The following is a 25875-nucleotide window of genomic DNA, read 5'->3' on the forward strand; positions in this document are numbered from 1 at the left end:
CTTCCGTGACTGACTCACCGCTTTCGCGGGCAAGCCCGCTCCCACAGGGGGCAGTGCGGCTCATGGCATCTGCGCCCCAATCTGGCGCATGCCAGTGCACCAGCGCATGCAATGCGTCCTCTCGTGGTGCGCTGCAAAATGCAGCGACCGCTCTAACACGACATTTTCCTGCCCAAAGCCGACCCGGCACACCGCTTGCTATAGACCCTTCAGTCGTCCGCATCTGCCAACCATAAAAAACTTTAACGTTCATGGAGATCGCACAATGAAGCGTCGCAGTTTGATCAAGGCTTTCACACTCACGGCATCCATTGCCGCTATGGGCATGACCTGGACTGTCCAGGCTGCCGAAACCATCAAGGTGGGTATTCTGCATTCGTTGTCCGGGACCATGGCGATCTCCGAAACATCGCTCAAAGACATGGCACTGATGACCATCGACGAGATCAACGCCAAGGGCGGCGTCAACGGCAAGATGCTCGAGCCGGTGGTGGTCGACCCGGCGTCGAACTGGCCGTTGTTCGCGGAAAAGGGCCGGCAGTTGCTGACTCAGGACAAGGTCGCTGTGGTGTTTGGTTGCTGGACGTCGGTGTCGCGTAAATCGGTGTTGCCGGTGTTCGAAGAACTCAACGGCTTGCTGTTCTACCCGGTGCAATACGAAGGCGAAGAGATGTCGCCGAACGTGTTCTACACCGGCGCCGCGCCTAACCAACAGGCGATCCCGGCGGTTGAATACCTGATGAGTGAAGAAGGCGGCAGCGCCAAGCGCTACTTCCTGCTCGGCACCGACTACGTCTACCCGCGCACCACCAACAAGATCCTGCGCTCGTTCCTGCATTCCAAAGGCGTGGCCGACAAGGACATCGAAGAGGTCTACACGCCGTTCGGTCACAGCGACTATCAAACCATTGTCGCCAACATCAAGAAATTCTCGGCTGGCGGCAAGACTGCGGTGATCTCCACGGTCAACGGCGACTCCAACGTGCCATTCTATAAAGAGCTGGCCAACCAGGGTCTGAAAGCCACCGACGTTCCGGTGGTCGCGTTCTCCGTGGGCGAAGAAGAACTGCGTGGCATCGACACCAAACCGCTGGTGGGCAACCTCGCGGCATGGAACTACTTCGAGTCGGTCGATAACCCGACCAACAAGAAATTCGTCGCTGACTGGAAAGCCTACGCGAAGAAACACAACCTGCCGGGCGCTGACAAAGCGGTGACCAACGACCCGATGGAAGCCACTTACGTCGGCATCCACATGTGGGCGCAAGCGGCCGAGAAAGCCAAATCCACCGACGTCGACAAAGTCCGCGAAGCCCTCGCCGGCCAGACCTTTGCCGCGCCGTCGGGTTACACCCTGACCATGGACAAGACCAATCACCACCTGCACAAACCAGTGATGATCGGCGAGATCCAGGCGGACGGTCAGTTCAACGTGGTGTGGCAGACCGAAGGCCCGATCCGCGCCCAGCCGTGGAGCCCGTTTATCGATGGCAACGACAAGAAGCCGGATTATGCGGTGAAGAGCAACTGAGCCATTGGGTGTCGGGCCCGATGAACTCTGTGGCCCGACCAAATCCCCTGTAGGGGCGAGCCTTTGTGGTGAGGGGATTTATCCCCGTTCGGCTGCGTAGCAGTCGCGAAACCGGTCGACGCGATCTATCTGATAAACCGCGAACGCTGGGTTTGGGGCTGCTTTGCAACCCATCGGGGATAAATCCCCTCGCCACAAAGCTCACTCCCCCAATGTCCGCGTCAAGGCGACTGATTATGCCCACTGCCCTCTACCGCTTCATCCTCGCCATCGCGCTGCTCCTGCCGATGGCCTCCCACGCCGGCGACGCCGAAGACTTCGTCGCGGCCAATCCCATGCAACAAGCCAAACTGTTGGAAGCCTGGGCCGCGCAGCCCGATCCGGCCCGTGTCGAACTGATCAACGCTCTGCAACAAGGCGAATTGACCATCGACGGCCAGCCAAAAGTCCTGCGTCTGAACAACCGCCTGCGGGGTCTAATCGACACCGCCATGGCCAGCCAGCAACTGCTCGACGCCGACGCCAAAATCCGTCTGAATGCCGCGCAGCAATTGCAGAAAAGCGCGAAACCCGCGCAGCTGAAATTCCTCGACCAGCAACTCGCTGGCGAAAAAGATGAAAGCGTCCACGCTGCTCTGAGCCTGGCGCTGGCCAATCTGCAACTGGTCGATACCGACCCGGCCGTGCGTCTGGCTGCCGTGCGTCTGCTCGGTGAAACCGGTGATCCGCTGGCCCGCACCCGCCTCGAAAATCTGCTGCAACCCGGCGTCGAAGCCGATGACAACGTGCGCACTGCCGCCGAAACCAGCCTGGCCCAGGTCAAGCGCAAACTGCTGATCGGCGAAATACTCGGTCAGGCATTCAGCGGCATGTCCCTCGGTTCGATCCTGCTGCTCGCGGCACTCGGTCTGGCAATCACTTTCGGCCTGCTCGGCGTGATCAACATGGCCCACGGCGAGATGCTGATGCTCGGCGCTTACTCGACCTATGTGGTGCAGTTGATGTTCCAGCGTTATGCACCGCAGGCCATCGAGTTCTATCCGCTGATCGCGCTGCCGGTGGCATTTTTCGTCACGGCCGCCATCGGCATGGCGCTGGAGCGCACGGTGATTCGCCATCTCTATGGCCGACCGCTGGAAACCCTTCTCGCCACCTGGGGCATCAGCCTGATGCTGATTCAACTGGTGCGGCTGGTGTTCGGTGCGCAGAACGTTGAAGTAGCCAACCCGGCGTGGTTGTCCGGCGGGATTCAGGTGTTGCCGAACCTGGTGCTGCCGTACAACCGCATCGTGATCATCGCTTTCGCCTTGTTTGTGGTCGTCCTCACCTGGCTGCTGCTGAACAAAACCCGCCTCGGCCTCAACGTCCGCGCCGTCACCCAGAACCGCAACATGGCCGCCTGCTGCGGCGTGCCGACCGGGCGCGTGGACATGCTCGCCTTCGGCCTCGGTTCGGGTATCGCCGGACTTGGCGGTGTGGCGCTGAGTCAGATCGGCAACGTCGGCCCGGACCTCGGGCAGAGCTACATCATCGACTCGTTCCTGGTGGTGGTACTCGGCGGCGTCGGTCAACTGGCCGGCAGCGTGCTCGCCGCGTTCGGCCTCGGTATCGCCAACAAGATTCTTGAACCGCAGATCGGTGCGGTGCTCGGCAAAATCCTGATCCTCGCGCTGATCATTCTGTTTATCCAGAAACGTCCGCAAGGCCTCTTCGCATTGAAAGGACGGGTGATCGACTGATGAACCAGCCTCTACTCGTTACGGCCACGCAAAAGGCCGGCCCGAAAATAACCATAGCCGTCGGCGCGGTAATTCTCGCGCTGCTGATCGCCCTGCCGCTGCTGTCTCTCTTGCCCGCCGACAATTCCCTGCAAGTCTCGGCCTACACCCTGACGCTGGTCGGCAAGATTCTTTGCTACGCCATCGTCGCACTGGCGCTGGATCTGGTCTGGGGTTACGCCGGCCTGTTGTCCCTCGGCCACGGTCTGTTCTTCGCCCTCGGCGGTTATGCGATGGGCATGTACTTGATGCGTCAGGCTGCCGGCGATGGCTTGCCGGCGTTCATGACCTTTCTGTCGTGGACTGAATTGCCGTGGTACTGGAGCGGCACCAGCAGTTTTGTCTGGTCTATGTGCCTGGTGGTGTTGGCGCCGGGATTGCTGGCGTTGGTGTTCGGTTTCTTCGCCTTCCGTTCACGGATCAAAGGCGTGTATTTCTCGATCATGACCCAGGCCCTGACCTTCGCCGGCATGCTCCTGTTTTTCCGCAACGAAACCGGCTTCGGCGGCAACAACGGCTTCACCAACTTCCGCACGATTCTCGGCTTTGGCATCACTGAACCGGGGACTCGTGCGGTGCTGTTTCTGGCGACCGTACTGTTGTTGGTGGCGAGCCTGTACATCGGCTGGCGTCTGGCGCGCAGCAAGTTCGGCCGAGTGCTGACCGCGCTGCGTGACGCGGAAAACCGCCTGATGTTCTGCGGCTACGACCCACGTGGTTTCAAGCTGTTCGTCTGGGTATTGAGCGCAGTGTTGTGCGGCCTCGCGGGGGCGCTGTACGTGCCGCAAGTGGGGATTATCAATCCCAGCGAAATGTCACCGACCAACTCTATCGAAGCGGCGGTCTGGGTCGCTCTAGGAGGGCGCGGCACGCTGATCGGGCCGTTACTCGGTGCCGGCGTAGTCAACGGCATGAAGAGCTGGTTCACCGTGGCCTTCCCCGAATACTGGCTGTTCTTCCTCGGCGCGCTGTTCATCGTCGTGACCCTGTACCTGCCCAAAGGCGTGATCGGCCTGCTGAAGAAACGAGGTGAATCATGAGAGTCACTGCGAGCGCTGAATTCATGCTTGAGCCGGCGTTTTTCCCGGTCGAACCGAACAAAGACGCCGGCACCAGCCGCGACTCGATTGGCCTCGGCCAACGCGTCGGCCCGGGCCTCGACACGCGCCACGGCACGATCCTGACCCTGGAAGACATCAGCGTCAGCTTCGACGGTTTCAAGGCACTGAATGATCTGAACCTGTACATCGGCGTCGGCGAACTGCGCTGCATCATCGGCCCCAACGGCGCGGGCAAGACCACGCTGATGGACGTGATCACCGGTAAGACCCGGCCCAGTCACGGCAAGGCCTGGTTCGGCGAGACGCTCGACTTGACGCAGATGAGCGAGGTGCAGATTGCTCAGGCCGGCATCGGCCGCAAGTTTCAGAAGCCCGCCGTATTCGAAGCCCTTAGCGTGTTTGAAAATCTCGAACTGGCGCAGAAAACCGACAAGTCGGTGTGGGCCAGTTTGCGCGCACGGCTGAGCGGCGAGCAGAAGGATCGCATCAGCGAGGTGCTGGAAACCATTCGCCTGACCAGCTCGGTCAATCGCCCTGCGGGATTGTTGTCCCACGGGCAGAAGCAGTTTCTGGAAATAGGCATGTTGCTGATGCAAGACCCGCAATTGCTGCTGCTCGACGAACCGGTGGCGGGCATGACCGACGCCGAAACCGAGTTCACCGCTGAACTGTTCAAGAGCCTCGCCGGCAAGCACTCGCTGATGGTGGTCGAGCACGACATGGGCTTCGTCGGCTCGATTGCCGACCACGTCACCGTGCTGCATCAGGGCAGCGTGCTGGCGGAAGGGTCGCTGGAACAGGTGCAGGAAAACGAACGGGTGATCGAGGTCTACCTCGGCCGCTAAGGCTTACGACCTCGGTCACTGTGGGAGCTGGCTTGCCAGCGATAGCGGTGGGTCAATCGACATCATTGCCGGATGTGCCGCCCCCATCGCTGGCAAGCCAGCTCCCACAGGGTTCTGTGTGAAATTCAAGGAATCTGAACATGCTGCAAGTCGACAAGCTGCACCAATACTACGGCGGTAGCCACATCCTGCGCGGCCTGAGCTTTGACGTGAAGGTCGGCGAAGTCACCTGCCTGCTGGGCCGTAACGGCGTGGGCAAGACCACTCTGCTCAAGTGCCTGATGGGCCTGTTGCCGGCCAAGGAAGGTGTGGTCAATTGGGAAGGCAAACCGATCACCGGGTTCAAGCCGCACCAGCGCGTTCACGCCGGTATCGCCTATGTGCCGCAGGGCCGCGAGATCTTCGGGCGCCTGACCGTGGAAGAAAATCTGCTGATGGGTCTGTCACGTTTTCCCGGCAGCGAAGCGAAAGAAGTTCCAAGTTTCATCTACGAACTGTTCCCGGTGCTGCTACAAATGAAGCAGCGGCGCGGCGGCGATCTGTCCGGTGGTCAACAACAGCAGTTGGCAATTGGCCGCGCATTGGCCAGCCGCCCGCGCTTGCTGATCCTCGACGAACCCACCGAAGGCATTCAGCCATCGGTGATCAAGGAGATCGGCGCAGTGATCAAGAAGCTTGCAGCCCGAGGCGACATGGCGATTCTGCTGGTGGAGCAGTTTTACGACTTTGCTGCCGAACTGGCCGATCAATATCTGGTGATGTCCCGGGGCGAAATCGTCCAGCAGGGGCGCGGAGAAAACATGGAAGCCGAGGGTGTGCGTGGGCTGGTGACAATCTAAGACGACGGTTTAATCTGTAGCCTGCTAACGATAATTAAAAAACATGAATTTACCTTTGAACACTGCCCTGTTTACCCCGAGCTGGCACGCCGAGCTGGAACTCGCCTACGCGCGTTTCGGCGATTGCACGCGCCCGGTTCTGCGTCGCCATCGCGGCCCGCTGCGCGTGCAAAAACATCTGTACGCCGAAGGGCCGCAAGTCTGCCAGCACATCATCGTCCACCCGCCGGGCGGGATTGCCGGCGGCGACCGGCTCGACATCAGCGCTCGCGTCGAAAGCGATGCCTGGGCACAGATCACCAGCCCCGGCGCCGCCAAGTGGTATCGCGCAGCCGGGCCGGCGTATCAGAAGCTGGATTTGAAAGTCGCCGCTGGCGCGACCCTCGAATGGCTGCCGCAGGAAACCATCGTTTACAGCGCTGCTCAGGCGGAACTGACGACTTCGATTGATCTGGAAGGCGATGCCCGGCTGTTTTACTGGGACGTTGTCGCGCTGGGACGACCGGCCAGTGGTGAGCGATTCGACCTCGGGCATTTTCAGTCGCACCTGGATATCCGCCGCGATGGCCGCTTGCTGTGGCATGAACGCCAGCGCATCGTCGGCGATGACGGTTTGCTCGATTCGCCGATTGGTCTGGATGGAAAACCGGTGTTTGCAACGCTGCTGGTGACCGGTGAAATTGATGCAGATCTGCTGGAGCGCTGCCGCTCGTTGAGCCATGAGGTGCGCGGCGACCTGACCCAGTTGCCGGGACTTTTGATCGCCCGTTGCCTGGCCAGTGAAGCGTTGCTCGCCCGTGCCTGGCTGATCGATTTATGGCGCCTGCTGCGCCCGGCGTTGCTTGGCCGCGAAGCCATGTCCCCACGAATCTGGAACACCTGAAATGCAATTCTCTGTAGGAGTGAGCCTGCTCGCGATGACGGCGTGTCAGTCGACACACGTGCCGAATATCAGTCCGATATCGCGAGCAGGCTCACTCCTACAAAGGGATGTGTTTACAGCGCCGAATACATTTTTTATCTGCCCTGATGGATACCCACAATGGATCTGACCCCACGCGAAAAAGACAAGCTGCTGATCTTCACCGCCGGCCTGGTTGCCGAGCGGCGTTTGGCCCGTGGCGTGAAACTCAATTACCCGGAAGCCATGGCCTACATCTCGGCGGCGCTGCTCGAAGGCGCCCGTGACGGCCAGACCGTCGCCGATCTGATGCACTACGGCACCACCCTGCTCAGCCGTGAACAAGTGATGGAAGGCATCCCGGAAATGATCCCGGAGATTCAGGTCGAAGCGACGTTTCCCGACGGCACCAAACTGGTCACCGTCCACCAACCGATCGTCTGAGGCCGCGCCATGACTTACATCATTCGCGATGCACTGCACGCCGATCTGCCGGCGATCCGCGACATCTACAACGACGCCGTGCTCAACACCACGGCGATCTGGAACGAAGCCCCGGTCGACCTCGGCAATCGTCAGGCGTGGTTCAGCGCCCGCCAGTCTCAGGCCTACCCGATTCTGGTGATCGTCGATGCCGACAATGGCGTGCTCGGCTACGCTTCATTTGGTGACTGGCGACCGTTCGACGGCTTTCGTCACACCGTCGAACACTCGGTCTACGTGCGCAGCGATCAGCGCGGCAACGGTCTCGGCCCGCAACTGATGAGTGTGCTGATCGAACGGGCAAAAAGCTGCGACAAGCATGTGATGGTCGCCGCCATCGAAAGCGGTAATGCCGCCTCGATCCGCCTGCATGAGCGCGCCGGTTTTGTCATCAGCGGACAGATGCCGCAGGTGGGCACCAAGTTCGGCCGCTGGCTCGACCTGACCTTCATGCAACTGACCCTCAATCCTGGCGCGGAGCCGCCGAACGCCAACAAGGAGTGAACTTCGATGAACGTCGCCCAACTGCGCCGCGTCAATGCTGAAAGTTTTGCCCACTATCGTCAGGGCCTGATCGATCTGCTGCTCGACGCGGTGGGTTATGGCGCCAGCGTCGGCTTCATGGCCGACCTTGATGCCGCTCAGGCCCGCGCGTATTTCGATGAGGTTCAGGACAACCTGAACAAGGGCAACGTGCTGCTGTGGGTGGTGGTCAAGGACGAAGAAGTACAAGCCAGTGCGCAATTGGGCTTGTGCCAGAAGGCCAACGGCCTGAACCGCGCCGAAGTGCAGAAGCTGCTGGTGCGTGAACAGGCGCGGCGGCGCGGCTTGGGTCAGCAATTGATGAGTGCGCTGGAACTGTCTGCCCGCCAGTACAAGCGCGGCATGCTTTACCTCGACACCGAGGCCGGCTCCCCCGCCGAAGACTTCTACAAGGCCCTGGGTTACACCCGCGCCGGGGAAATCCCCGACTACGCTTGCGACCCGAGCGGCACTTACCGGGCCACCGCCCTCTACTACAAGATTCTGCAAGGAGCCCAGTGATGATTCCCGGTGAATACCAGATCCAGCCCGGCGACATCGAACTCAACGTCGGCCGCCGCACTGTCAGCCTGAAAGTGGCCAACAGCGGTGACCGGCCGATTCAGGTCGGTTCGCACTATCACTTTTTCGAGACCAACGACGCCCTGACCTTCGACCGCGCCGCCAGCCGTGGCATGCGCCTGAACATTGCGGCCGGCACCGCCGTGCGCTTCGAGCCGGGGCAAAGCCGCGAAGTCGAACTGGTGGATTACGCCGGGCATCGCCGGGTGTTCGGCTTTGCCGGGCGGGTCATGGGCGACCTCGACTGACCCGCACAACCGTGTGGCGAGGGGATTTATCCCCGTTCGGCCGCGCAGTCGCCCAACAGTCACCGCCTTCTACCTGACAAACCTCATTTGCTGAATGGCGGGTGCTTCGCACCCGAACGGGGATAAATCCCCTCGCCACAATAAATTTGTGCAAGGAAATGAAATGAAGATTTCCCGTCAAGCTTACGCCGACATGTTCGGCCCGACCGTCGGTGACAAGGTGCGCCTGGCCGACACCGAGCTGTGGATCGAAGTCGAAAAAGACTTCACCACCTACGGCGAAGAAGTGAAATTCGGTGGCGGCAAAGTCATCCGCGACGGTCAGGGCCAAAGCCAACTGCTCGCCGCCGAGGTGGTCGACACGCTGATCACCAACGCGCTGATCATCGACCACTGGGGCATCGTCAAAGCCGACGTCGGCCTCAAGGACGGACGCATTGCCGCCATCGGCAAGGCCGGCAACCCGGACGTGCAACCCAATGTGAATATCGCCATCGGCGCCAGCACCGAAGTGATTGCCGGCGAAGGCATGATCCTCACTGCCGGCGGCATCGACACGCACATTCACTTCATCTGCCCGCAGCAGATCGAAGAAGCGCTGATGAGCGGCGTGACTACCATGATCGGCGGCGGCACTGGCCCGGCCACCGGCACCAACGCGACCACCTGCACTTCGGGCCCGTGGCATCTGGCGCGGATGCTCCAGGCCGCCGACGCGTTCCCGATGAACATCGGCCTGACTGGCAAGGGCAACGCCAGCCTGCCAGAGCCGTTGATCGAGCAGGTCAAGGCCGGCGCTATCGGCCTCAAGCTGCATGAAGACTGGGGCACCACCCCGGCGAGCATCGACAATTGCCTTAGCGTCGCCGACCAGTACGACGTGCAGGTGGCGATCCACACCGACACCCTCAACGAGTCGGGGTTCGTCGAAACCACCCTCGGCGCGTTCAAGGGCCGCACCATCCACACCTATCACACCGAAGGTGCCGGTGGCGGCCACGCGCCGGACATCATCAAGGCCTGCGGTTTTGCCAACGTGCTGCCAAGTTCGACCAACCCGACGCGGCCGTTCACACGCAACACCATCGACGAACACCTCGACATGCTGATGGTCTGCCACCACCTCGACCCGAGCATCGCCGAAGACGTTGCCTTCGCTGAAAGCCGCATCCGCCGCGAAACCATTGCTGCCGAAGACATCCTCCATGACCTCGGTGCGTTCTCGATGATCAGCTCCGACAGTCAGGCCATGGGCCGCGTTGGCGAAGTCATCACCCGCACCTGGCAGACCGCCGACAAGATGAAAAAGCAGCGCGGCCCGCTGCCTCAGGATGGCGAAGGCAACGACAACTTCCGCGCCAAACGCTACATCGCCAAGTACACCATCAACCCGGCGATCACTCATGGCATCAGCCATGAAGTCGGTTCGATCGAAGTCGGCAAATGGGCGGATCTGGTGCTCTGGCGTCCGGCGTTTTTCGGCGTCAAACCGACGTTGATCCTCAAGGGCGGAGCGATTGCCGCAAGCCTGATGGGCGACGCCAACGCCTCGATCCCGACCCCGCAACCGGTGCACTACCGCCCGATGTTCGCCAGTTACGGCGGCTCGTTGCACGCCACCAGCCTGACGTTTATCAGTCAGGCGGCGCAGGAGGCCGGGTTGCCCGAAGCGCTGGGGCTGAAAAAGAAAATCGCCGTGGTCAAAGGCTGCCGCGAGGTGCAGAAGACCGATTTGATTCACAACGACTATCTGCCGAACATCGACGTCGATCCGCAGACCTATCAGGTCAAGGCAGACGGCGTGCTGCTGTGGTGCGAGCCGGCGGAAACCTTGCCGATGGCGCAACGCTATTTTCTGTTCTGATTACAGCAGTGGATGGGTGAGGGAGCTTGCTCCCTCACCCACAGATTCATTCACATCAATGGTCATGTAATTCCCGCCAAAGAGACTAGTATTCGAGTCGCCACCTCACGATTCACGTCCAGGTAACCACTCATGGGCCTTTCCGAGTTCATCGTGTCCAACGCTGACCTTATCGTCGACGATTGGGAACAATTTGCTCAAACCATCACCCCCGCTGCCGATTTCCTCGACAGCCCGGCGTTGCGCGATCACGCCCGCGCAATCCTGCTGGCCGCCGCCCGCGACATGCACAAACCGCAGACGCCCGGCGAGCAAGCCGCCAAGGCCCGCGGCGAGGGCCCGGAAAAGACCCCAAGCCTCGACGAAGCCGGCGCCAGTCATGGTGAACTGCGCCATACCGTGGGTTTTGATCTGGTGCAGATGACCTCGGAGTTCCGTCATTTGCGCGCCTGCGTGATTCGCCGCTGGGTCGCCAGTCTGACGTCACCGGACATGGCTTGCTTCCAGGAAATGATCCGCTTCAACGAAGCCATTGATGAAGCCCTCGCCGAATCGACCGCAGCGTATGCCGAGCAGGTCAATCGCTCGCGGGATATCTTCCTCGCGATCCTCGGCCACGACCTGCGTGCGCCGCTGCAAGCGGTGAGCATGTCGACGGAAATTCTCCTGCGCAAAGCCGCACTCGAAGGTGATGCGCTGACCTGCGCGATCAGCATCAAGCGCGGTGCAAGGCATATGGCGGCGATGGTCAGCGATTTGCTGGAGCTGGTGCGCAGCCGTCTCGGCAAGAGTCTGCCTATTGATCCGGCGCCGATGGACTTGACCATTGCTGCCCGCAAAGCCATTGCGCTGGCCAGTGCGGCACATCCGGCGCGCGATCCGACGCTGACGATCACCGGGGATACCCGTGGTGTGTGGGATGCGGGCCGTCTGGATCAGTTGCTGCAAAACCTGATCGGCAATGCCTTGCAGCATGGCTCGAACCAGCGTGCCGTTGCATTGACTCTGCGGGGCGAGCCCGACAGTGTGCGGCTCACGGTGCATAACGATGGGGCGCCGATCCCCGAGGAAAGTCTGGGGACGATTTTCGATCCGCTGGTGCGCAGCGCCAATGAAGAACTCGGCCAGCCGACGACCAGCCTGGGTCTGGGCCTGTTTATCGTCAGGGAAGTGGTGAATGCCCATGGCGGGACGATTGAAGTCAGCTCGAACGCGACTGACGGGACACTGTTTAGCGTGGTGTTGCCGAGAAAGGCTTAGCAGGAAAACCAGGGGGGAATCCATCGCTGGCAGGCCAGCTCCCACAGGAACGTCGTCGAATGCAGAATGGGTGAACGACGCTAAACCTTGTGGGAGCTGGCTTGCCAGCGATGAGGCCAGCAAATACAACCGAGAAACTACTCGACGACCAGTCGCCCCAGCCGCTGCTTGAGCATCTGGTTTTCAGCCCGCAGTTCTTGCACTTCTTCCAGCAGATTCAGCGCCAGCGCCACACCTTCCCACTCCAGCTCCAGATCGCGCCGCAGCTTGGCGGCGCGTTTGGCCAGGGCCAGTTCGTAGTCGGTGAAGCGCCACTCCCACAGGAACGTCGTCGAATGCAGAATGGGTGAACGACGCTAAACCTTGTGGGAGCTGGCTTGCCAGCGATGAGGCCAGCAAATACAACCGAGAAACTACTCGACGACCAGTCGCCCCAGCCGCTGCTTGAGCATCTGGTTTTCAGCCCGCAGTTCTTGCACTTCTTCCAGCAGATTCAGCGCCAGCGCCACACCTTCCCACTCCAGCTCCAGATCGCGCCGCAGCTTGGCGGCGCGTTTGGCCAGGGCCAGTTCGTAGTCGGTGAAGCGCCATTCCCGGGGCAGCGCGCCCTGAGGTTCGAGGATGCCGTGCTCGACGATTTCGATCACGTAGACGTCCGACAAATCGGCCGCCTCACAGAATTCTGCCATGTCCAGTTGAACGATCAGGGGGCTGCTCATAGGGGCTACTCCGTCGTCTGATTCAGAAGTTCTCTCGCGGATTGAAGGCGGCTTTCTTCGCCAGTTCCTGCCACAGCGCCTTGACCTCATCGTCAGCGGCTTTCGGCATCACGGCCTTGAGCTGCACGAACAGGTAACCGCGCTCACCGGCCTTGTTCTGCAAGCCATGACCCTTGGCACGCATGCGCTGGCCGTTCTGGCTGCCGGCCGGGACCTTGAGATTGATCTTGCCGGTCAGCGTCGGCACCGCCACTTCGGTGCCCAGCGCCAGCTCCCACGGTGCCAGTGGCAACGTGATGATCAGGTTCTCGCCTTCAACATCGAATTTCGGGTGCGGCGCAAACCGAATGGTCAGGTACAGATCGCCATTCGCTCCACCACCGATGCCCGGCGCGCCCTGGCCTTTGAGGCGAATACGCTCGCCGTCGGTGACACCGGCCGGAATCTTCACGTTCAGGCTCTTGCTGGTGTTGCTGACGTGCTGGCCTGCCGCGTTGTATTGCGGCACCTGGAAGCTGACTTTTTTCGATTCGTTCGAAAGCGTCTCTTCAAGGAAGATCGGCAGTTCCATTTCCACGTCTTGTCCCCGCCGCCCTGCGCTACGCGATTGCCGACCATCGCCGCCACCGAAACCGGGGCCGCGATTGCCGAAGATCGAACTGAAAAAGTCCGAGAAGTCACCGGTGTCCTGGCCACCGCCACCACCGCCAAAACCACCACGGCTCTGCCAGCCCGGCGGCCCCTGGAACGGCTGACCGTGCTGACCATAGCGGCGCAGCTCGTCGTATTCGGCACGTTTATCGGCGCTTTTCAGCGCTTCATAGGCTTCCGAGGCATCCTTGAACTTGGCCTCGGCGTCTTTTTCCTTGCTGACATCGGGGTGGTACTTGCGCGCCAGCTTGCGATAGGCGGCCTTGATCGCCTTGTCGTCAGCTGTCGGCTCCACGCCGAGTATCTTGTAATAGTCTTTGAAGTCCATTGAAGGAGTCACCATCCGTTATCGGTTTCGCGCCTTGGCCAGCATGCGCCGATTCGCGCAAGCCGGGTTGACCGATCTCATGTTTGTGACCGGGTGGCGCAGCAGAAGTTTATCGGCAGTGGACGGCGGTTCTTGCGACCGCCGGTATGTCTGCCGGCCCATGCCAGCAAGTTTGGGGCGAAAGCCGGAGTTTCAAGCAAGCTTAGTCGCGAAATAGCAGATGATCGGCCTTCGAATCTGTCGCGCTCTGACATACACTGCGCGGCCGTTTTTTTGACCGGAACCGAAAGACATGAAAGACGCCTCTCCAGCCCGTGCCTGCGGCATCGACTTCGGCACGTCCAACTCCACTGTCGGCTGGCTGCGCCCCGGCGTGGAAACGATGATCGCGCTGGAAGACGACAAGATCACCCTGCCGTCGGTGGTGTTCTTCAACATCGAAGAACGCCGTCCGGTGTACGGCCGTCTGGCGCTGCACGAGTACCTGGAAGGCTACGAAGGCCGGCTGATGCGCTCGCTGAAGAGCCTGCTGGGTTCCAAGCTGATCAAGCACGACACCAGCGTTCTCGGCACCGCGATGCCGTTCAAGGACTTGCTCGGTCTGTTCATCGGCCAACTGAAGAACCGCGCCGAAGCTACCGCCGGTCGGGAGTTCGAGGAAGTGGTACTCGGTCGTCCGGTGTTCTTCGTCGATGACGATGAACTGGCGGACCAGGAGGCCGAAAACACCCTGGTCGACGTGGCCCGCGCCATCGGCTTCAAGGAAGTGTCGTTCCAGTACGAACCGATTGCCGCCGCATTCGACTACGAGTCGACCATCGAAAAGGAAGAACTGGTACTGATCGTCGACATCGGTGGTGGTACTTCCGACTTCTCGCTGGTGCGCCTGTCGCCTGAGCGCCGCCAGCATGACAACCGTCACGATGACATCCTCGCCACCGGCGGTGTGCACATCGGCGGTACCGACTTCGACAAACAACTGAGCCTGCAAGGCCTGATGCCGCTGTTCGGTTACGGCAGCCGCATGAAAAGCGGCGCCTACATGCCGACCAGCCACCACATGAACCTGGCGACCTGGCACACCATCAACTCGGTGTACTCGCAGAAGTCGAGCCTGGCACTGGGCAGCATGCGTTACGACATCGAGGACACTGGCGGTATCGACCGTCTGTTCAAGCTGATCGAGCAGCGCGCCGGCCACTGGCTGGCGATGGAAGTCGAAGAAACCAAGATCCAGTTGACCCACAGCGACAGCCGCCATGTGCCGCTAGACCGGATCGAAGCCGGGTTGAGCGTGGAACTGACCCGTGCCCTGTTCGAATCGGCCATCGACGCACTGCTGGAGCGGGTACGCGGCAGCGTCACACAGATGCTGAGCGACGCCAACGTGGCGGTGGATCAAGTCGATACGGTGTTCTTCACCGGCGGTTCGAGCGGCATCCCGGCGCTGCGCAACGGCGTCTCGGCCATGCTGCCGAACGCCCGGCATGTCGAAGGCAACATCTTCGGCAGCATCGGCAGCGGTCTGGCGATTGAAGCGATGAAGCGCTACGGCTCGATGGCCTGAATCCAAAGTTTATGGTTGATAAGCTTTTGTGGTGAGGGGATTTATCCCCGTTGGCCTGCGCAGCAGGCCCTGCTGTTAAAGAGCGGGGGCCGCTTCGCGCCCCAACGGGGATAAATCCCCTCGCCACAAGTAGATCACCTGCCAAAAAGACTGACTACACCATCCCGCCCAGCTTCAACTCGCTCTTCAGATATGCGTAATAAATCGGCCCTGCCACCACTCCCGGCAGGCCGAACGCGGCCTCGAACACCAGCATCGCCAGCAGCAACTCCCACGACTTGGCACTGATCTGCCCGCCGACGATGCGCGCGTTGAGGAAGTATTCGAGCTTGTGGATAAAGATCAGATAACCCAGCGCCGCCACCGCCACCCAGATCGACAGCGACAGGCCGACGATGGTGATCAGCGTGTTCGACATCAGGTTGCCGATCACTGGCAGCAGACCGAGCAGGAAGGTCAGCACGATCAGGGTCTTGGTCAGCGGCAGCTTGATGCCGAACATCGGCAGGATCACCGCGAGGAAGATCGCGGTGAAGAAGGTGTTGAGCAGGGAAATCTTGATCTGGGCGAAGACGATGTTGCGGAACGCTTGCACCAGCAGGTGCAGTCGATCAAACAGCGCAGCGGCCAGTGGTTTGCGTTTGGTCAGGTCCGGCACCCGCTGCAAGGCGATGATCGCCCCCAGCACCATGCCGATCAGCAGCGTGACGAACATGTGCGCCGCGTCCTTGCCCACCAGTTGCAGGTCGGACAGGTGCTTGCTCAGCCATTCACCGATAGCCACGCGAAATTCGGCGGCACTGGCCGGTAGATAGGCGTCAAGAAATGGCGGCAATTGCCCGCGAGCGCGATCAACCACGCCCATGAATTTGTCGAGGGATGCCCCGGGGTTTTCTGCTTCGTGCAGCAGGAAACTGATGGCTCCGGCGAAGATCAACGCCAGCACACTCACCACCAGCGTGCCGAGCAGCGCCACCGCCAGCCAGCGCGCGCGCCGGCCTTCGATCAGCCGTTGCAGTTGCGGGGTGAGCATATTGACCAGCTCGTACACCAGCAATCCGGCCAACAGACTGGGCAACAACCGCAGAGGCAGCACCAACAGCAAACCACCGAAAATGATGATGCAACTGACCCAGAACACTACATGACGCTCAGAAAACGTTGGCATACAGCCTCAAAACGAACGGCGTAAAAGGATTGGCAGTCTGCCAGCGATCCGGGGTGAGCACTAGGAATTGTGCTGGTCGACCTTGGTCGCATGCTTGAGTCGAAGAATGGCTGACCTTTCGGGCCCATCGCTGGCAAGCCAGCTACCACAGGGATTGCGTCGTGCACAAAATCTGCGAACTTGCCAAAACCCTGTGGGAGCGGGCTTGCCCGCGATGAGGCCCGTCCGGTCACCACAGGGACGAGGTGATTACTTTTTCTTCAGGCAATCACTCATGAACGTCTTGCGCGCATCGCCGGCCAGGGCTTTGGTTTTCGCGTCGGCGTTACAGGTTTTCATTTTTTCCTGCTGCGGGGTCAGGACCTTGGCATCGTTCGCCGCAGGTGCTGCCTTCAGGCAAGTGCTCATGAAGGTCTTGCGCTCGTCGCCCTTGAGGCTCTTGGCGCTAGCGTCGGCATTGCAGGTGGTCATTTTGTTTTGTTGCGCCGTGGCGGCGAAACCCTGGGAACACAGGAGCAGACCGATCATCAACAAAGGGACACGCAACATCTTCATGGAGTTTTCTCCTTGTCGCCGCACCGATGGATGCGGCCTCTGCTGGAGTGTAGCCAAATCTTGTTACACCTTCCTGCCTTCGAGATGGCTGCGTCGATACTGCTCAGGCGTACACCCGGCCTGACGCGCAAACATGGCGATAAACGCCGAGCCGCTGCTGTAACCCAGATCAAAAGCGATTTCCTGCACGCTGCGCGGTGTTTCCAGCAACTCGATGGCCGCGAGGTAGCGTAGACGCTGGCGCCATTCGCCGAAACTCATCCCCAGTTCGCGCACAAACTGCCGAGCCAAAGTGCGCTCGCTGACATGCACCTGCGCCGCCCAATACGCCAGTGGCTGGTTGTCGCCGGGCTCGGCCTGCAACGCTTCGAGAATCGCCAGCAAGCCGGGATTGCTCGCGTACGGCAGATAACATTCATGCACCGGCGCCTGTTGCAGTTGATCGACCAGCACCTGGGCCAATCGTTGATCGGCGTCGAGTTCGGGGATCTTCACGTCGCGGGCGGCGAAGTCCTTGAGAATCGCCTTGAGGATATCGCTGATCGCCAGTGTGCAGGCCCGCGCCGGCAAATTTGCACACACCTTGGGATCAAGGCACACCGCCCGATAATTGACCGGTTGATGGCTGTAGAAACTGTGCTCGATCTGCGGTGGCACCCACACCGCGTATTGCGGCGGCGACATGAAGCGGCTGCCGTCGACGTCCATATGCAGCACGCCGTGCGCCGCGTACTCAAGCGTGCCCCACGGATGGCGGTGCGGTGCGGCGAATTCGTGGGCATTGAAGTCGGCATAGCGGAAGTACACCGCCGATGGCAGCTCGCTGAAATCCAGCAGATCGATGTGTTTACTGTTCATGCTGTCCGGTTTCAGAGGCAGGTTGTCCGGTTCGAAGTATAGGGCTGTATCCAGACAAGGGATAATCACGCTTCATCAACGTACTGGTTTCAACTCATGCAATACGCGTTTCCCCTGCTGGCGATTTTTATCTGGGCCGGCAACACGGTGATCAACAAACTGGCAGTCGGGGCGATTTTCCCCGCCGAGATCGGTTTCTACCGCTGGCTGCTCGCCGGTCTGCTGTTCACGCCGTTCATGCTCAAATCCGTGATCGCCCACTGGCCGCAGATCCGCCCGAACCTCGGCAAGATCTTCGTGCTCGGCGTGCTCGGCATGGCGGTGTATCAAAGCCTCGCTTATTTCGCCGCGACCCTGACCACCGCCACCAACATGGGCATCATCCTGTCGCTGATGCCGCTGATGTCGCTGGCCATGGCGATCATCAGCCTCGGCCAGCGCCTGACTGCCGGCGCATTGGTTGGCGCAGTGCTGTCGTTTGCCGGCGTGCTGGTGGTGGTGTCGTCCGGCAGCCTCGGTGCGCTGCTGCAACACGGGGTCAATCTGGGTGATGCGATGATGCTGATCGCGACCCTGGCCTACGCGATCTATAGCACCTTGCTGAAAAAATGGCAGCTGCGCCTGCCGCCGCTGGTGCTCCTGTATTTGCAGGTATTGGTGGCGATTGTGGTGTTGTTTCCGCTGTTTGCCGCTTCAGAGAAAACCGGTTTGACCGCGCAGAACATTCCGCTGGTGCTGTATGCGTGCCTGCTGGCTTCGATGGTTGCGCCGCTGGCGTGGATGCAGGCCGTGGTGCGACTGGGGCCGAGCCGGACGACGCTGTTTTTCAATCTGCTGCCGGTGATTACCGCGCTGATTGCGGCGGCGGTGCTGCATGAGCAGTTGGCGATGTATCACCTGGTTGGCGGGTTGCTGACATTGGGCGGGGTGATTTTGTCGGAGCGCTGGACGACGGTGTTGGGCCGCAAGCTCAGCGTGGCCTGATCGGGCCTCATCGCTGGCAAGCCAGCTCCCACAGGTTTTGTGTCGAACACAGGTTTTGTGAACAACCTGAATTTCTGTGGGAGCTGGCTTGCCAGCGATGAACGATAACTCAGTTCAGCGGTTAAACGCCCTCAGCCTCCAGCCGCGCCGCATGCTCGACAAACAGCTGCACCGGATCTGCCCCCTTCCCCACCAGCCCCAGTGACTGATTGACGATGTCGAAGTGATCCATTGGATAGTCGTCGCCAATCACCGTGCCCAGATGCGAGCTGTAGCGCCCGACCATCCCGTCGCACTGCCCCGGCTCACGCACGAACGTTCGGGCAAATAACCGACAACTGCGATTGGTCCCGTCAAACAGATTCCCACCCCGATCAGTCTTGCCCGGCTGTAACGTCCCCGACCACGAGTAATAACGTACCCCATTGACCTCTTCCGGCCCCTGCCCGCCCCACGTCTCGGGCAAGCCCTGTGGATAACGCTGATTGAACAGCGCCACGCCTTCAGTCGTCAGCGATTGATGTGAGGCATGAATGTCCGCTACAAATTTCGGTCCGTGATAACCGGTTTCCATCACGCCCATCAGCCAGCCGATAAAACGCAGCAGCACTTCAAGGATTCGCCCTTTTGCGCTGTTTGCCGGGTAGTGTTTTTCCAGGTGATCGGCCAGTTCCGAACCGTGATTCGGCCCGGCCACCGAGGTCACCGACGCCACTAGATCTGGACGCTTGGCCGCCGCGTAACGTGCAGTCAGCGAGCCCTGGCTATGGCCGATCAGGTTGACCTTGGCGGCGCCGGTCTCGCGCAGAATCTCGTCGATCCGCGCCAGCAATTGCTCGCCACGGACTTCGGTCGAATTGAGCGGCGCCACCTGCACCGCGATCACCGTTGCACCGGTTCGGCGCAACGCCTTGATGATTCCGTACCAATACGGATACAGCACCAGCCGCACAAACCCGAGCATGCCCGGCACCAGCACCAGCGGATAACGTGTCGACATGGGCAAACATCCTTGTGGTCGGTAAGTGGATGCAAGGCGTGCAAAACGCCCGCCAAGCATCCCCGCTGAACATGACAACTCGATGAGCAGTCTAGATCAGCGCTGTTTCGGCACTCCGGGCAGCACCGCCCCTGCGCATAGGCGTAAAACCGATAAAACTTTTTGCGTCGCCCGAGACTCACAACTTGGGTAAGCGATCACGCCTGTAGAGCGTGGCGCCCATTGGATTAGCCTCCTGGAGATCGAAATGAGCGACGACCTGCATTTATCAGATGTCAAAACCCTGCGTGAACGCGCTCGGCAACACGTCGAAAACGGCGCGGTGACCGAAAGCTACAGCGCCAACCGTGAGGAGGTGCTGCGCTTGCTGAATGAGTCGCTGGCCACCGAACTGGTTTGCGTGCTGCGTTACAAGCGTCACTACTTCATGGCCAACGGCCTGAAAGCCAACGTGGCCGCTGACGAATTCCTCGAACACGCGACCCAGGAAGCCGAGCACGCCGACCGTCTGGCCGAGCGCATCGTCCAACTGGGCGGCGAGCCTGAATTCAATCCGGACATGCTGTCGAAAATGTCCCACGCCCAATATGTGGCCGGGAACACCTTGAAAGAAATGGTTTACGAGGACCTGGTTGCCGAGCGGATTGCGATCGACAGCTACCGCGAGATCATTCAGTACATCGGCGACAAAGACTCGACTACCCGACGCATCTTCGAAGACATCCTGGCGCAGGAAGAAGAGCATGCCGATGACATGGCGGACATTCTGAAAGACTTGTAACCCGCTCAATATCGCTATCGCGAGCAGGCTCACTCCCACAGGATTTGCGCTGTACCTGTAGGAGTGAGCCTGCTCGCGATTGCCCTTATTTTGTAGGTTTGACGGTTACCGGTGCCTTGCCCGCCTTCATCTGTTCCAGCAACGGCGCACACTGATTCGGCTCGCCGCCGCTCGGTGCCACCAGCGCCAGCAACCCGGCCGCCGGTGCCGCAATCACCCCCAGCGCCACCATCCCCGCGCCACGCAGCAGCAACGGCACCGCCTTGACCCCGGCGTCCGGCTTGATGAACTTGCCGCGTACATACAGCGGCGAACGCAACGAAATCAGACGCCAGCCCTTGGATTCCGGGGTCACCGTCAGATCCAGTTGCTCGGTCGCCATGTTCGCCGTGCCATCGATATAGATGATCGCGTTCTCGGTATCGAACACAAACAGCCGCGTCGACGCCAGACCGGTCTTGATATCGAAGTCCGCCGCCGCGCAGTTGATCTTCACTTCCTTGTCGCCAAAGATTTTGCCGACCACGTAGTTACCGACGTTGAGCCCCGCCAGCTCCATCAGCTCGCGGCTGATCGCACCGTCGTTGATGATCATTTTCAGCGTGCCGTTGGCACCACCGAGCAACTTCGCCACCGAGTTGCCGCGACCGCTGATATCGGCGTCGCCATTCAGCTCGCCGAAACTGGTTTTCATCGGTTCGAAGGTCGGGAACAGTTCCTTGAGTTTGAACTTGCGCGCCGTCAGTTTCGCGCGGCCTTCCAGCGGCTCAGTGCGGCCATTAAGGCGAATCTGCGCATCCAGATTGCCTCCGGCCACGCCGAAGCGCAGCGGCTCAAGGCTGAGTTCGCCGTCATTGAGTTTCAGGTGGGTATAGAGGTCGGTGAACGGCAGCTTCTCGCTGTGGACGATGCGCTTGCCGGTGAACTCGACATCGGCGTCCATCTCGCGCCAGCGGTCAGTCTTGAACTCTTCCACCGGCAGCACTTTGTCCGCCGGCTGCTTGCTCTCGCCGCCGCGAGCCTTTTGCTTGTCATTCGAGTCAGCGCCGATCAACGGTGCGAGGTCGGCGAACAACAGTTGATTGGAGAGCAATGCGCCACTGAGTTTTGGCCGTGGCTGACTGGCGACGTAGGACAGATCACCATGAATGTCGCTGCTGCCGATCTTGCCGTTGAACTGCTCATAACGGAATTGCGCGCCTGCGGGATCATGCAGCTTGGCGATCAGGTGACCGTCGGTGGCGTACGGCGGCGTGTCCGGCAGGGTCACGCCGGTCAGCGGGTAGAGATTGCCGAGGCTGGCGCCGGCCAGCTTCAGGCGCAGATCGAGCGCGCCAAGGTTCATCGGATCGGTCAGGGTGCCGGCGAGTTCGATACTGGTCGCGCCGATCTTCGCTTGCGCCTGCAACGGGAACGGCTTGCTCGCATCCTGCAACGCCAATAGCCCGCCGATCTTGCCCTGCGCGGTGAGGTTCTGGCCGTGGTATTGGCCTTTGACCTTGAGTCCAAACGCATAATCCTGCGGCGCGCCACCTTTGTCCTGCGCGGTCTTCGCGGCTTTTTCGCCGACGATTTCGCTGAACGGAATCGGTTTGCCCAGCGGATCGATCAGCACATCAAGGTTGGTCTTGAGCGTCTGGTCATCAAGGGTGACGTGGCCCTTGTCGAACTTGATCGCGCCGATATCCACCACCCAGCTCGACGGTTCGGCATTCGGGTCCTTGGGATCGAACTTGAAGGTCCAGTTGGCGCGGCCATCGGCCAGACGCTGCAGGTCGGCGTTCGGCTCCGTCAGGTCGATACGTGGAATCACCACGCGTTGCGCCAGCAAAGCCAGCGGCGATATACGCAGTTCGACGCGCTTGAGGCTGACCATCTGCGGTTTTTTCGACCAGTCCGGATTACCCAGGCTCAAATCCTCGGCGACCACATGGGGCCACGGCACCCACGCACGCCAGCCGCCCTCGTCCGGCTCGCGCTGCCAGATCACCGCGAGGTTGCCATTAATGGCGAACGGTCGATGCAGTTCTTCCGAGACTTTGGCGTTGAGCGGCGGTTTGATCCGGTTCCAGTCGAAGAACACGATGACCAGCACCAGCACGGCCAGCAGAAGAATGAGGGTGGCGAAGGTCCAGCTGAAGATTTTCCCGGTGCGCGTCATGCACAAAGCTCCTGATGACGACCGCACGCCGACATCGCGACGCACAGCTGAAACGGCGGGCCAATGCGGCCCTCTTGAAGTCTACGACTGGCAAACAGTCCGCAGGTTTAATCGAATCGAAGATTCTGGCGCAAAAAATCGGGCAAATACTGACCGATCAGTCGAACAGCGTTACCGGCCCCCGCACTTTTGCGAGGCGCAAGTGAGTCGAAAATACCCACCTCGGTGCAAAACCGCCCGCCTGAAAGGCGCGATCTAGAGCCTCCCGCGAGAACAATCAATTCTGTTGATTATTACCATTGTGTTTATGAACTTTTATATCGACTTATCGAGAGTAGCATTGCCCTCGTACCCACTTTATCGCCCTCCCAAGGAGCAACCCATCATGAAACGCCAATTACTGCTCAGCCTTACCCTGTCGATGCTAGCCAGCACTGCTTTCGCCCTGCCAGCTGCCGACCAAGCCACTCCACAAGTCAAATCGAACCACTCGGTGTTCAGCCAGACCGTAGCTGCTGACGGTGGCGACCGCACTCCACAAGGTCAAACCCTGGCCGAAGGCGGTAACGATCGCCTGAAAGAAAAAGGCCTGATCACTCAGGATGGCTACGACAAAACCCCACAAGGTCAATTTGTAGCTGAAGGTGGCCGTGATCGCCTGGAAGAAAAAGGTCTGGTGCAAGACGGTTCCGATCGCACCCCACAAGGTCAGACTCTGGCTTCTGACGGCAGCGACCGCACCCCACAAGGCCAAACTCTGGCATCCGACGGTAGCGACCGCACCCCACAAGGCCAAACCCTGGCTTCCGACGGTAGCGACCGTACTCCACAAGGCCAAACCCTTGCTGAAGGTGGTGGTGACCGTGTGATCGAACGCAACAGCGCTTTGAGCTAAGCCCATGGCGGCCTGGAAAAAAAGCCCAATCAGCAGATTGGGCTTTTGACTTTTCAGCCTTCGTATAGATAGAAGAAAGCGTATTTCCCCGCAACATTCCCCCACTGCCGTTCGACGCCGATAAAGCCGATTTGCTAGAGTGCGGCGCTTGTCTTGCCTAAGAAAACGCCCAAGCGATGCTGCCCCGCGCCGAACAGAAACAACAGACCCGTAACGCCCTGATGGACGCTGCCCGCCATCTGATGGAGAGCGGCCGAGGATTCGGCAGCCTGAGCCTGCGTGAAGTCAGCAAAACCGCCGGCATCGTGCCGACCGGTTTCTACCGGCATTTCACCGATATGGATGAACTCGGCCTGGTGCTGGTCAGTGAAGTCGGCCAGACCTTCCGCGAAACCATCCGCCTGGTACGCCACAACGAATTTGTCATGGGCGGCATCATTGATGCGTCGGTGCGAATCTTCCTCGACGTGGTCAGCGCCAACCGTTCGCAATTCCTGTTCCTCGCTCGCGAGCAGTACGGCGGCTCGCTGCCGGTGCGACTGGCGATTGGTCGTTTGCGTGAAAACATCAGTTCCGACCTCGCCGCCGATCTATCGCTGATGCCCAAACTTCAGCATCTGGATATCGCCGGCCTGAGCGTGATGGCCGATCTGATCGTCAAATCGGTGTTCGCCACCCTGCCGGACATCATCGACCCGCCCGCCGAAGCGCTGCCCGAACATCTGACGCCCCAGGCGAAGATCACCCAGCAATTGCGCTTTATCTTTATCGGGCTCAAGCACTGGCAAGGGCTGGGCAGTACCGAGTAATCCCCTCTTCCCAAACACCTAGAACTCCCTGTGGGAGCGAGCTTGCTCGCGAAAGCGGCGTGTCATTCAGCAATGATGTTGATTGATACAGCGCTTTCGCGAGCAAGCTCGCTCCCACATTGGTCATGCGTCAAAGCCTCTATTTGGTGCATGTAAAAATCTTCACGCACCAAACCATCGCAAAATTCCGCAACATCTTGAAACATCCACTACGCTCCGACAGGGATTTCCTACATCTCGTCCGATTGGCAAGCCCCTTGCTCTAGCCTGAGTATTGTCCACTGCTGGAAGTTTTCCGATGCTGGTGATTCATCGCAGAATCGACCCTCAACCCGTCTGGGTCGCCGAGTTGCACCTGACCTTCGAAGCACGGAGCAAAAGCCGTTTGCGCTGTTTCAGTGCTGACAGTGAAGACGTCGGGTTGTTTTTGGAGCGCGGTCAGCCTCCGCTGTATGACGGAGAATTCTTACAGGCTGAAGACGGACGTATCGTCCGGGTCTGCGCCCGCCCCGAACAACTGCTGCACGTCACCTGCGCCAACTCCTTCGAACTGACCCGCGCTGCCTATCACCTCGGCAACCGCCACGTTGCCCTGCAAGTCGGTGACGGCTGGCTGCGACTGCTCGACGATTACGTGCTCAAAGCCATGCTTGAACAGCTCGGTGCGCACGTCGAAGCCATCGAAGCCCCGTTCCAGCCGGAACACGGCGCCTACGGCGGCGGCCATCACCATTCGCGGCACGGCGACGAGGACTTCAACTACGCGCCGAAACTGCACCAGTTCGGCGTGCGTCTGTGAATCCGGCCTGGGCGCTGTTGCGCCTGGCCAGTCCGCAGTTGCCGATTGGCGGCTACAGCTATTCGCAAGGTCTGGAAATGGCTGTGGATAACGGCCGAGTGAACAATGCAGACGCCGCCCGCCGCTGGATCAGCGATCAGTTGCTGCTCAACCTCGCCCGCTTCGAAGCACCTTTGCTGCTCGCTCATTGTCAGGCGGCGGCGGATGAGAACTGGGAAGAACTGCGGCAAATCTGCGAAAGCCATCGTGCCAGCCGTGAGACCCGGGAGCTACATCTGGAAAGTCGGCAAATGGGCTACTCGTTGCAGCAGTTGCTCAACGGTTTGCCAGAGCTCGACGCAGCGGCCCGCAGCTTTCTTGAACAATCCGCCGAGCCACATCTGGCCCTCGGCTGGGCACTGGCCGCCCGCGCTTGGCAAATCAGCCCGCAAGATGCCCTCGCCGCATGGCTGTGGAGCTGGCTGGAAAACCAGCTCGCGGTCCTGATGAAAACCCTGCCGCTGGGCCAACAAGCCGCCCAACGCCTGACCAGCGAATTGCTGCCGCTGCTGCAACAGGCTCAGCAGGACGCAACCCGCATCAACCCCGAACACATTGGCAGCGCCGCATTCGGCCTGTCCTTGGCGTGTATGGCCCACGAGCGCCAATACAGCCGTCTGTTCCGTTCCTAGGGCCTTTCATTTTGG

27 protein-coding genes and 1 pseudogene are annotated in these 25875 nt (G+C 60.3%); 19 read left to right on the forward strand and 9 right to left on the reverse strand.

Annotation, left to right across the window (positions count from 1 at the left end; translation table 11 throughout):
* Positions 1 to 265: 265 nt before the first annotated feature.
* The 12 genes from urtA to ACTWLJ_RS04000 all read left to right on the forward strand — a co-directional run bounded on the left by urtA (position 266) and on the right by ACTWLJ_RS04000 (position 11914).
* Positions 266 to 1531, forward strand: a complete 1266-nt coding sequence (urtA, locus tag ACTWLJ_RS03945; RefSeq protein ID WP_401214816.1) for an urea ABC transporter substrate-binding protein — start codon at positions 266 to 268, stop codon at positions 1529 to 1531.
* A gap of 236 nt (positions 1532 to 1767) precedes the next feature.
* Positions 1768 to 3270: an urea ABC transporter permease subunit UrtB gene (gene urtB / locus ACTWLJ_RS03950; RefSeq protein ID WP_445179945.1), complete on the forward strand. Its 1503-nt coding sequence runs from the start codon at positions 1768 to 1770 to the stop codon at positions 3268 to 3270.
* Positions 3270 to 4349, forward strand: coding sequence for an urea ABC transporter permease subunit UrtC (gene urtC / locus ACTWLJ_RS03955; RefSeq protein WP_445179946.1), 1080 nt, complete (start codon positions 3270 to 3272; stop codon positions 4347 to 4349). Before urtB ends, urtC begins: the two co-directional genes overlap by 1 nt.
* Positions 4346 to 5215, forward strand: coding sequence for an urea ABC transporter ATP-binding protein UrtD (gene urtD, locus ACTWLJ_RS03960; RefSeq protein WP_445179947.1), 870 nt, complete (start codon positions 4346 to 4348; stop codon positions 5213 to 5215). Before urtC ends, urtD begins: the two co-directional genes overlap by 4 nt.
* Positions 5216 to 5355: 140 nt before the next feature.
* Positions 5356 to 6054 carry an urea ABC transporter ATP-binding subunit UrtE gene (urtE, locus tag ACTWLJ_RS03965; protein WP_401214805.1) on the forward strand — a complete coding sequence of 233 codons (699 nt, stop codon included), beginning with the start codon at positions 5356 to 5358 and terminating at the stop codon, positions 6052 to 6054.
* A gap of 43 nt (positions 6055 to 6097) precedes the next feature.
* Entirely contained in the window at positions 6098 to 6937 is an 840-nt protein-coding gene (locus ACTWLJ_RS03970) for an urease accessory protein UreD (protein ID WP_445179948.1), read from the forward strand.
* 159 nt (positions 6938 to 7096) lie between these two features.
* Positions 7097 to 7399: an urease subunit gamma gene (locus ACTWLJ_RS03975; protein ID WP_401214799.1), complete on the forward strand. Its 303-nt coding sequence runs from the start codon at positions 7097 to 7099 to the stop codon at positions 7397 to 7399.
* A gap of 9 nt (positions 7400 to 7408) precedes the next feature.
* Positions 7409 to 7942, forward strand: coding sequence for a GNAT family N-acetyltransferase (locus ACTWLJ_RS03980; protein WP_445179949.1), 534 nt, complete (start codon positions 7409 to 7411; stop codon positions 7940 to 7942).
* A 6-nt stretch (positions 7943 to 7948) separates the two neighbouring features.
* Positions 7949 to 8482 (forward strand): GNAT family N-acetyltransferase, encoded by a 534-nt coding sequence (locus ACTWLJ_RS03985; protein WP_445179950.1) that lies wholly within the window; start codon positions 7949 to 7951, stop codon positions 8480 to 8482.
* On the forward strand, positions 8482 to 8790 hold the full coding sequence (locus tag ACTWLJ_RS03990) for an urease subunit beta (RefSeq protein WP_445179951.1): 309 nt from the start codon (positions 8482 to 8484) through the stop codon (positions 8788 to 8790). The genes ACTWLJ_RS03985 and ACTWLJ_RS03990 overlap by 1 nt, the downstream gene beginning before the upstream one ends.
* A 163-nt stretch (positions 8791 to 8953) precedes the next feature.
* Positions 8954 to 10654, forward strand: a complete 1701-nt coding sequence (gene ureC, locus ACTWLJ_RS03995) for an urease subunit alpha (protein ID WP_401214787.1) — start codon at positions 8954 to 8956, stop codon at positions 10652 to 10654.
* A gap of 132 nt (positions 10655 to 10786) precedes the next feature.
* Positions 10787 to 11914, forward strand: coding sequence for a sensor histidine kinase (locus ACTWLJ_RS04000; protein WP_445179952.1), 1128 nt, complete (start codon positions 10787 to 10789; stop codon positions 11912 to 11914).
* A 137-nt stretch (positions 11915 to 12051) separates the two neighbouring features.
* Here ACTWLJ_RS04000 and ACTWLJ_RS04005 read toward each other — a convergent pair.
* The 3 genes and pseudogenes from ACTWLJ_RS04005 to ACTWLJ_RS04015 all read right to left on the reverse strand — a co-directional run.
* Positions 12052 to 12231: pseudogene (locus tag ACTWLJ_RS04005) on the reverse strand (chaperone modulator CbpM); the annotation flags it as partial.
* Between the two features lie 96 nt (positions 12232 to 12327).
* Positions 12328 to 12633, reverse strand: a complete 306-nt coding sequence (locus ACTWLJ_RS04010; protein ID WP_401214781.1) for a chaperone modulator CbpM — start codon at positions 12631 to 12633, stop codon at positions 12328 to 12330.
* Positions 12634 to 12655: 22 nt separating this feature from the next.
* Positions 12656 to 13612 carry a DnaJ C-terminal domain-containing protein gene (locus ACTWLJ_RS04015; protein WP_445179953.1) on the reverse strand — a complete coding sequence of 319 codons (957 nt, stop codon included), beginning with the start codon at positions 13610 to 13612 and terminating at the stop codon, positions 12656 to 12658.
* A 292-nt stretch (positions 13613 to 13904) separates the two neighbouring features.
* On the opposite strand from ACTWLJ_RS04015, the gene ACTWLJ_RS04020 reads away from it, so the two are divergent.
* Positions 13905 to 15179 (forward strand): Hsp70 family protein, encoded by a 1275-nt coding sequence (locus ACTWLJ_RS04020; protein ID WP_445179954.1) that lies wholly within the window; start codon positions 13905 to 13907, stop codon positions 15177 to 15179.
* Between the two features lie 154 nt (positions 15180 to 15333).
* Here ACTWLJ_RS04020 and ACTWLJ_RS04025 read toward each other — a convergent pair whose 3' ends face one another.
* From ACTWLJ_RS04025 to ACTWLJ_RS04035, 3 genes are all read right to left on the reverse strand, one after another.
* The gene (locus ACTWLJ_RS04025) at positions 15334 to 16347 is read right to left on the reverse strand and encodes an AI-2E family transporter (protein WP_401214773.1); all 1014 of its coding nucleotides are present in this window, start codon (positions 16345 to 16347) and stop codon (positions 15334 to 15336) included.
* Positions 16348 to 16596: 249 nt separating this feature from the next.
* Entirely contained in the window at positions 16597 to 16902 is a 306-nt protein-coding gene (locus ACTWLJ_RS04030) for a PsiF family protein (protein WP_401214771.1), read from the reverse strand.
* A 63-nt stretch (positions 16903 to 16965) separates the two neighbouring features.
* Entirely contained in the window at positions 16966 to 17760 is a 795-nt protein-coding gene (locus ACTWLJ_RS04035; protein ID WP_445179955.1) for an AraC family transcriptional regulator, read from the reverse strand.
* Positions 17761 to 17856: 96 nt separating this feature from the next.
* Here ACTWLJ_RS04035 and ACTWLJ_RS04040 point away from each other — a divergent pair, with 96 nt between their 5' ends.
* A complete protein-coding gene (locus ACTWLJ_RS04040) occupies positions 17857 to 18744 on the forward strand; it encodes a DMT family transporter (protein ID WP_445179956.1) in 888 nt (295 codons plus the stop codon).
* Between the two features lie 121 nt (positions 18745 to 18865).
* Here the strand turns inward: ACTWLJ_RS04040 and ACTWLJ_RS04045 are convergent, their stop codons facing one another.
* The gene (locus ACTWLJ_RS04045; RefSeq protein WP_445179957.1) at positions 18866 to 19744 is read right to left on the reverse strand and encodes a lipase family alpha/beta hydrolase; all 879 of its coding nucleotides are present in this window, start codon (positions 19742 to 19744) and stop codon (positions 18866 to 18868) included.
* Between the two features lie 247 nt (positions 19745 to 19991).
* Between ACTWLJ_RS04045 and ACTWLJ_RS04050 the strand changes: the two genes are divergently transcribed.
* Positions 19992 to 20525 carry a ferritin-like domain-containing protein gene (locus ACTWLJ_RS04050; protein ID WP_401214761.1) on the forward strand — a complete coding sequence of 178 codons (534 nt, stop codon included), beginning with the start codon at positions 19992 to 19994 and terminating at the stop codon, positions 20523 to 20525.
* An 85-nt stretch (positions 20526 to 20610) separates the two neighbouring features.
* On the opposite strand, the gene ACTWLJ_RS04055 is transcribed toward ACTWLJ_RS04050, so the two are convergent.
* A complete protein-coding gene (locus ACTWLJ_RS04055) occupies positions 20611 to 22686 on the reverse strand; it encodes an AsmA family protein (RefSeq protein ID WP_445179958.1) in 2076 nt (691 codons plus the stop codon).
* A 385-nt stretch (positions 22687 to 23071) separates the two neighbouring features.
* On the opposite strand from ACTWLJ_RS04055, the gene ACTWLJ_RS04060 reads away from it, so the two are divergent.
* Positions 23072 to 23581 (forward strand): hypothetical protein, encoded by a 510-nt coding sequence (locus ACTWLJ_RS04060; RefSeq protein WP_401214756.1) that lies wholly within the window; start codon positions 23072 to 23074, stop codon positions 23579 to 23581.
* A 176-nt stretch (positions 23582 to 23757) separates the two neighbouring features.
* Positions 23758 to 24390: a TetR family transcriptional regulator gene (locus ACTWLJ_RS04065; protein ID WP_401214753.1), complete on the forward strand. Its 633-nt coding sequence runs from the start codon at positions 23758 to 23760 to the stop codon at positions 24388 to 24390.
* A gap of 62 nt (positions 24391 to 24452) precedes the next feature.
* On the opposite strand, the gene ACTWLJ_RS04070 is transcribed toward ACTWLJ_RS04065, so the two are convergent.
* Entirely contained in the window at positions 24453 to 24596 is a 144-nt protein-coding gene (locus ACTWLJ_RS04070) for a hypothetical protein (RefSeq protein WP_445179959.1), read from the reverse strand.
* A 92-nt stretch (positions 24597 to 24688) separates the two neighbouring features.
* Between ACTWLJ_RS04070 and ureE the strand changes: the two genes are divergently transcribed.
* Positions 24689 to 25189: an urease accessory protein UreE gene (ureE, locus tag ACTWLJ_RS04075; protein ID WP_445179960.1), complete on the forward strand. Its 501-nt coding sequence runs from the start codon at positions 24689 to 24691 to the stop codon at positions 25187 to 25189.
* Positions 25186 to 25860, forward strand: a complete 675-nt coding sequence (locus tag ACTWLJ_RS04080; RefSeq protein WP_401214748.1) for an urease accessory protein UreF — start codon at positions 25186 to 25188, stop codon at positions 25858 to 25860. Before ureE ends, ACTWLJ_RS04080 begins: the two co-directional genes overlap by 4 nt.
* Positions 25861 to 25875 lie beyond the last annotated feature (15 nt).

This window comes from Pseudomonas sp. McL0111, from assembly GCF_052567255.1.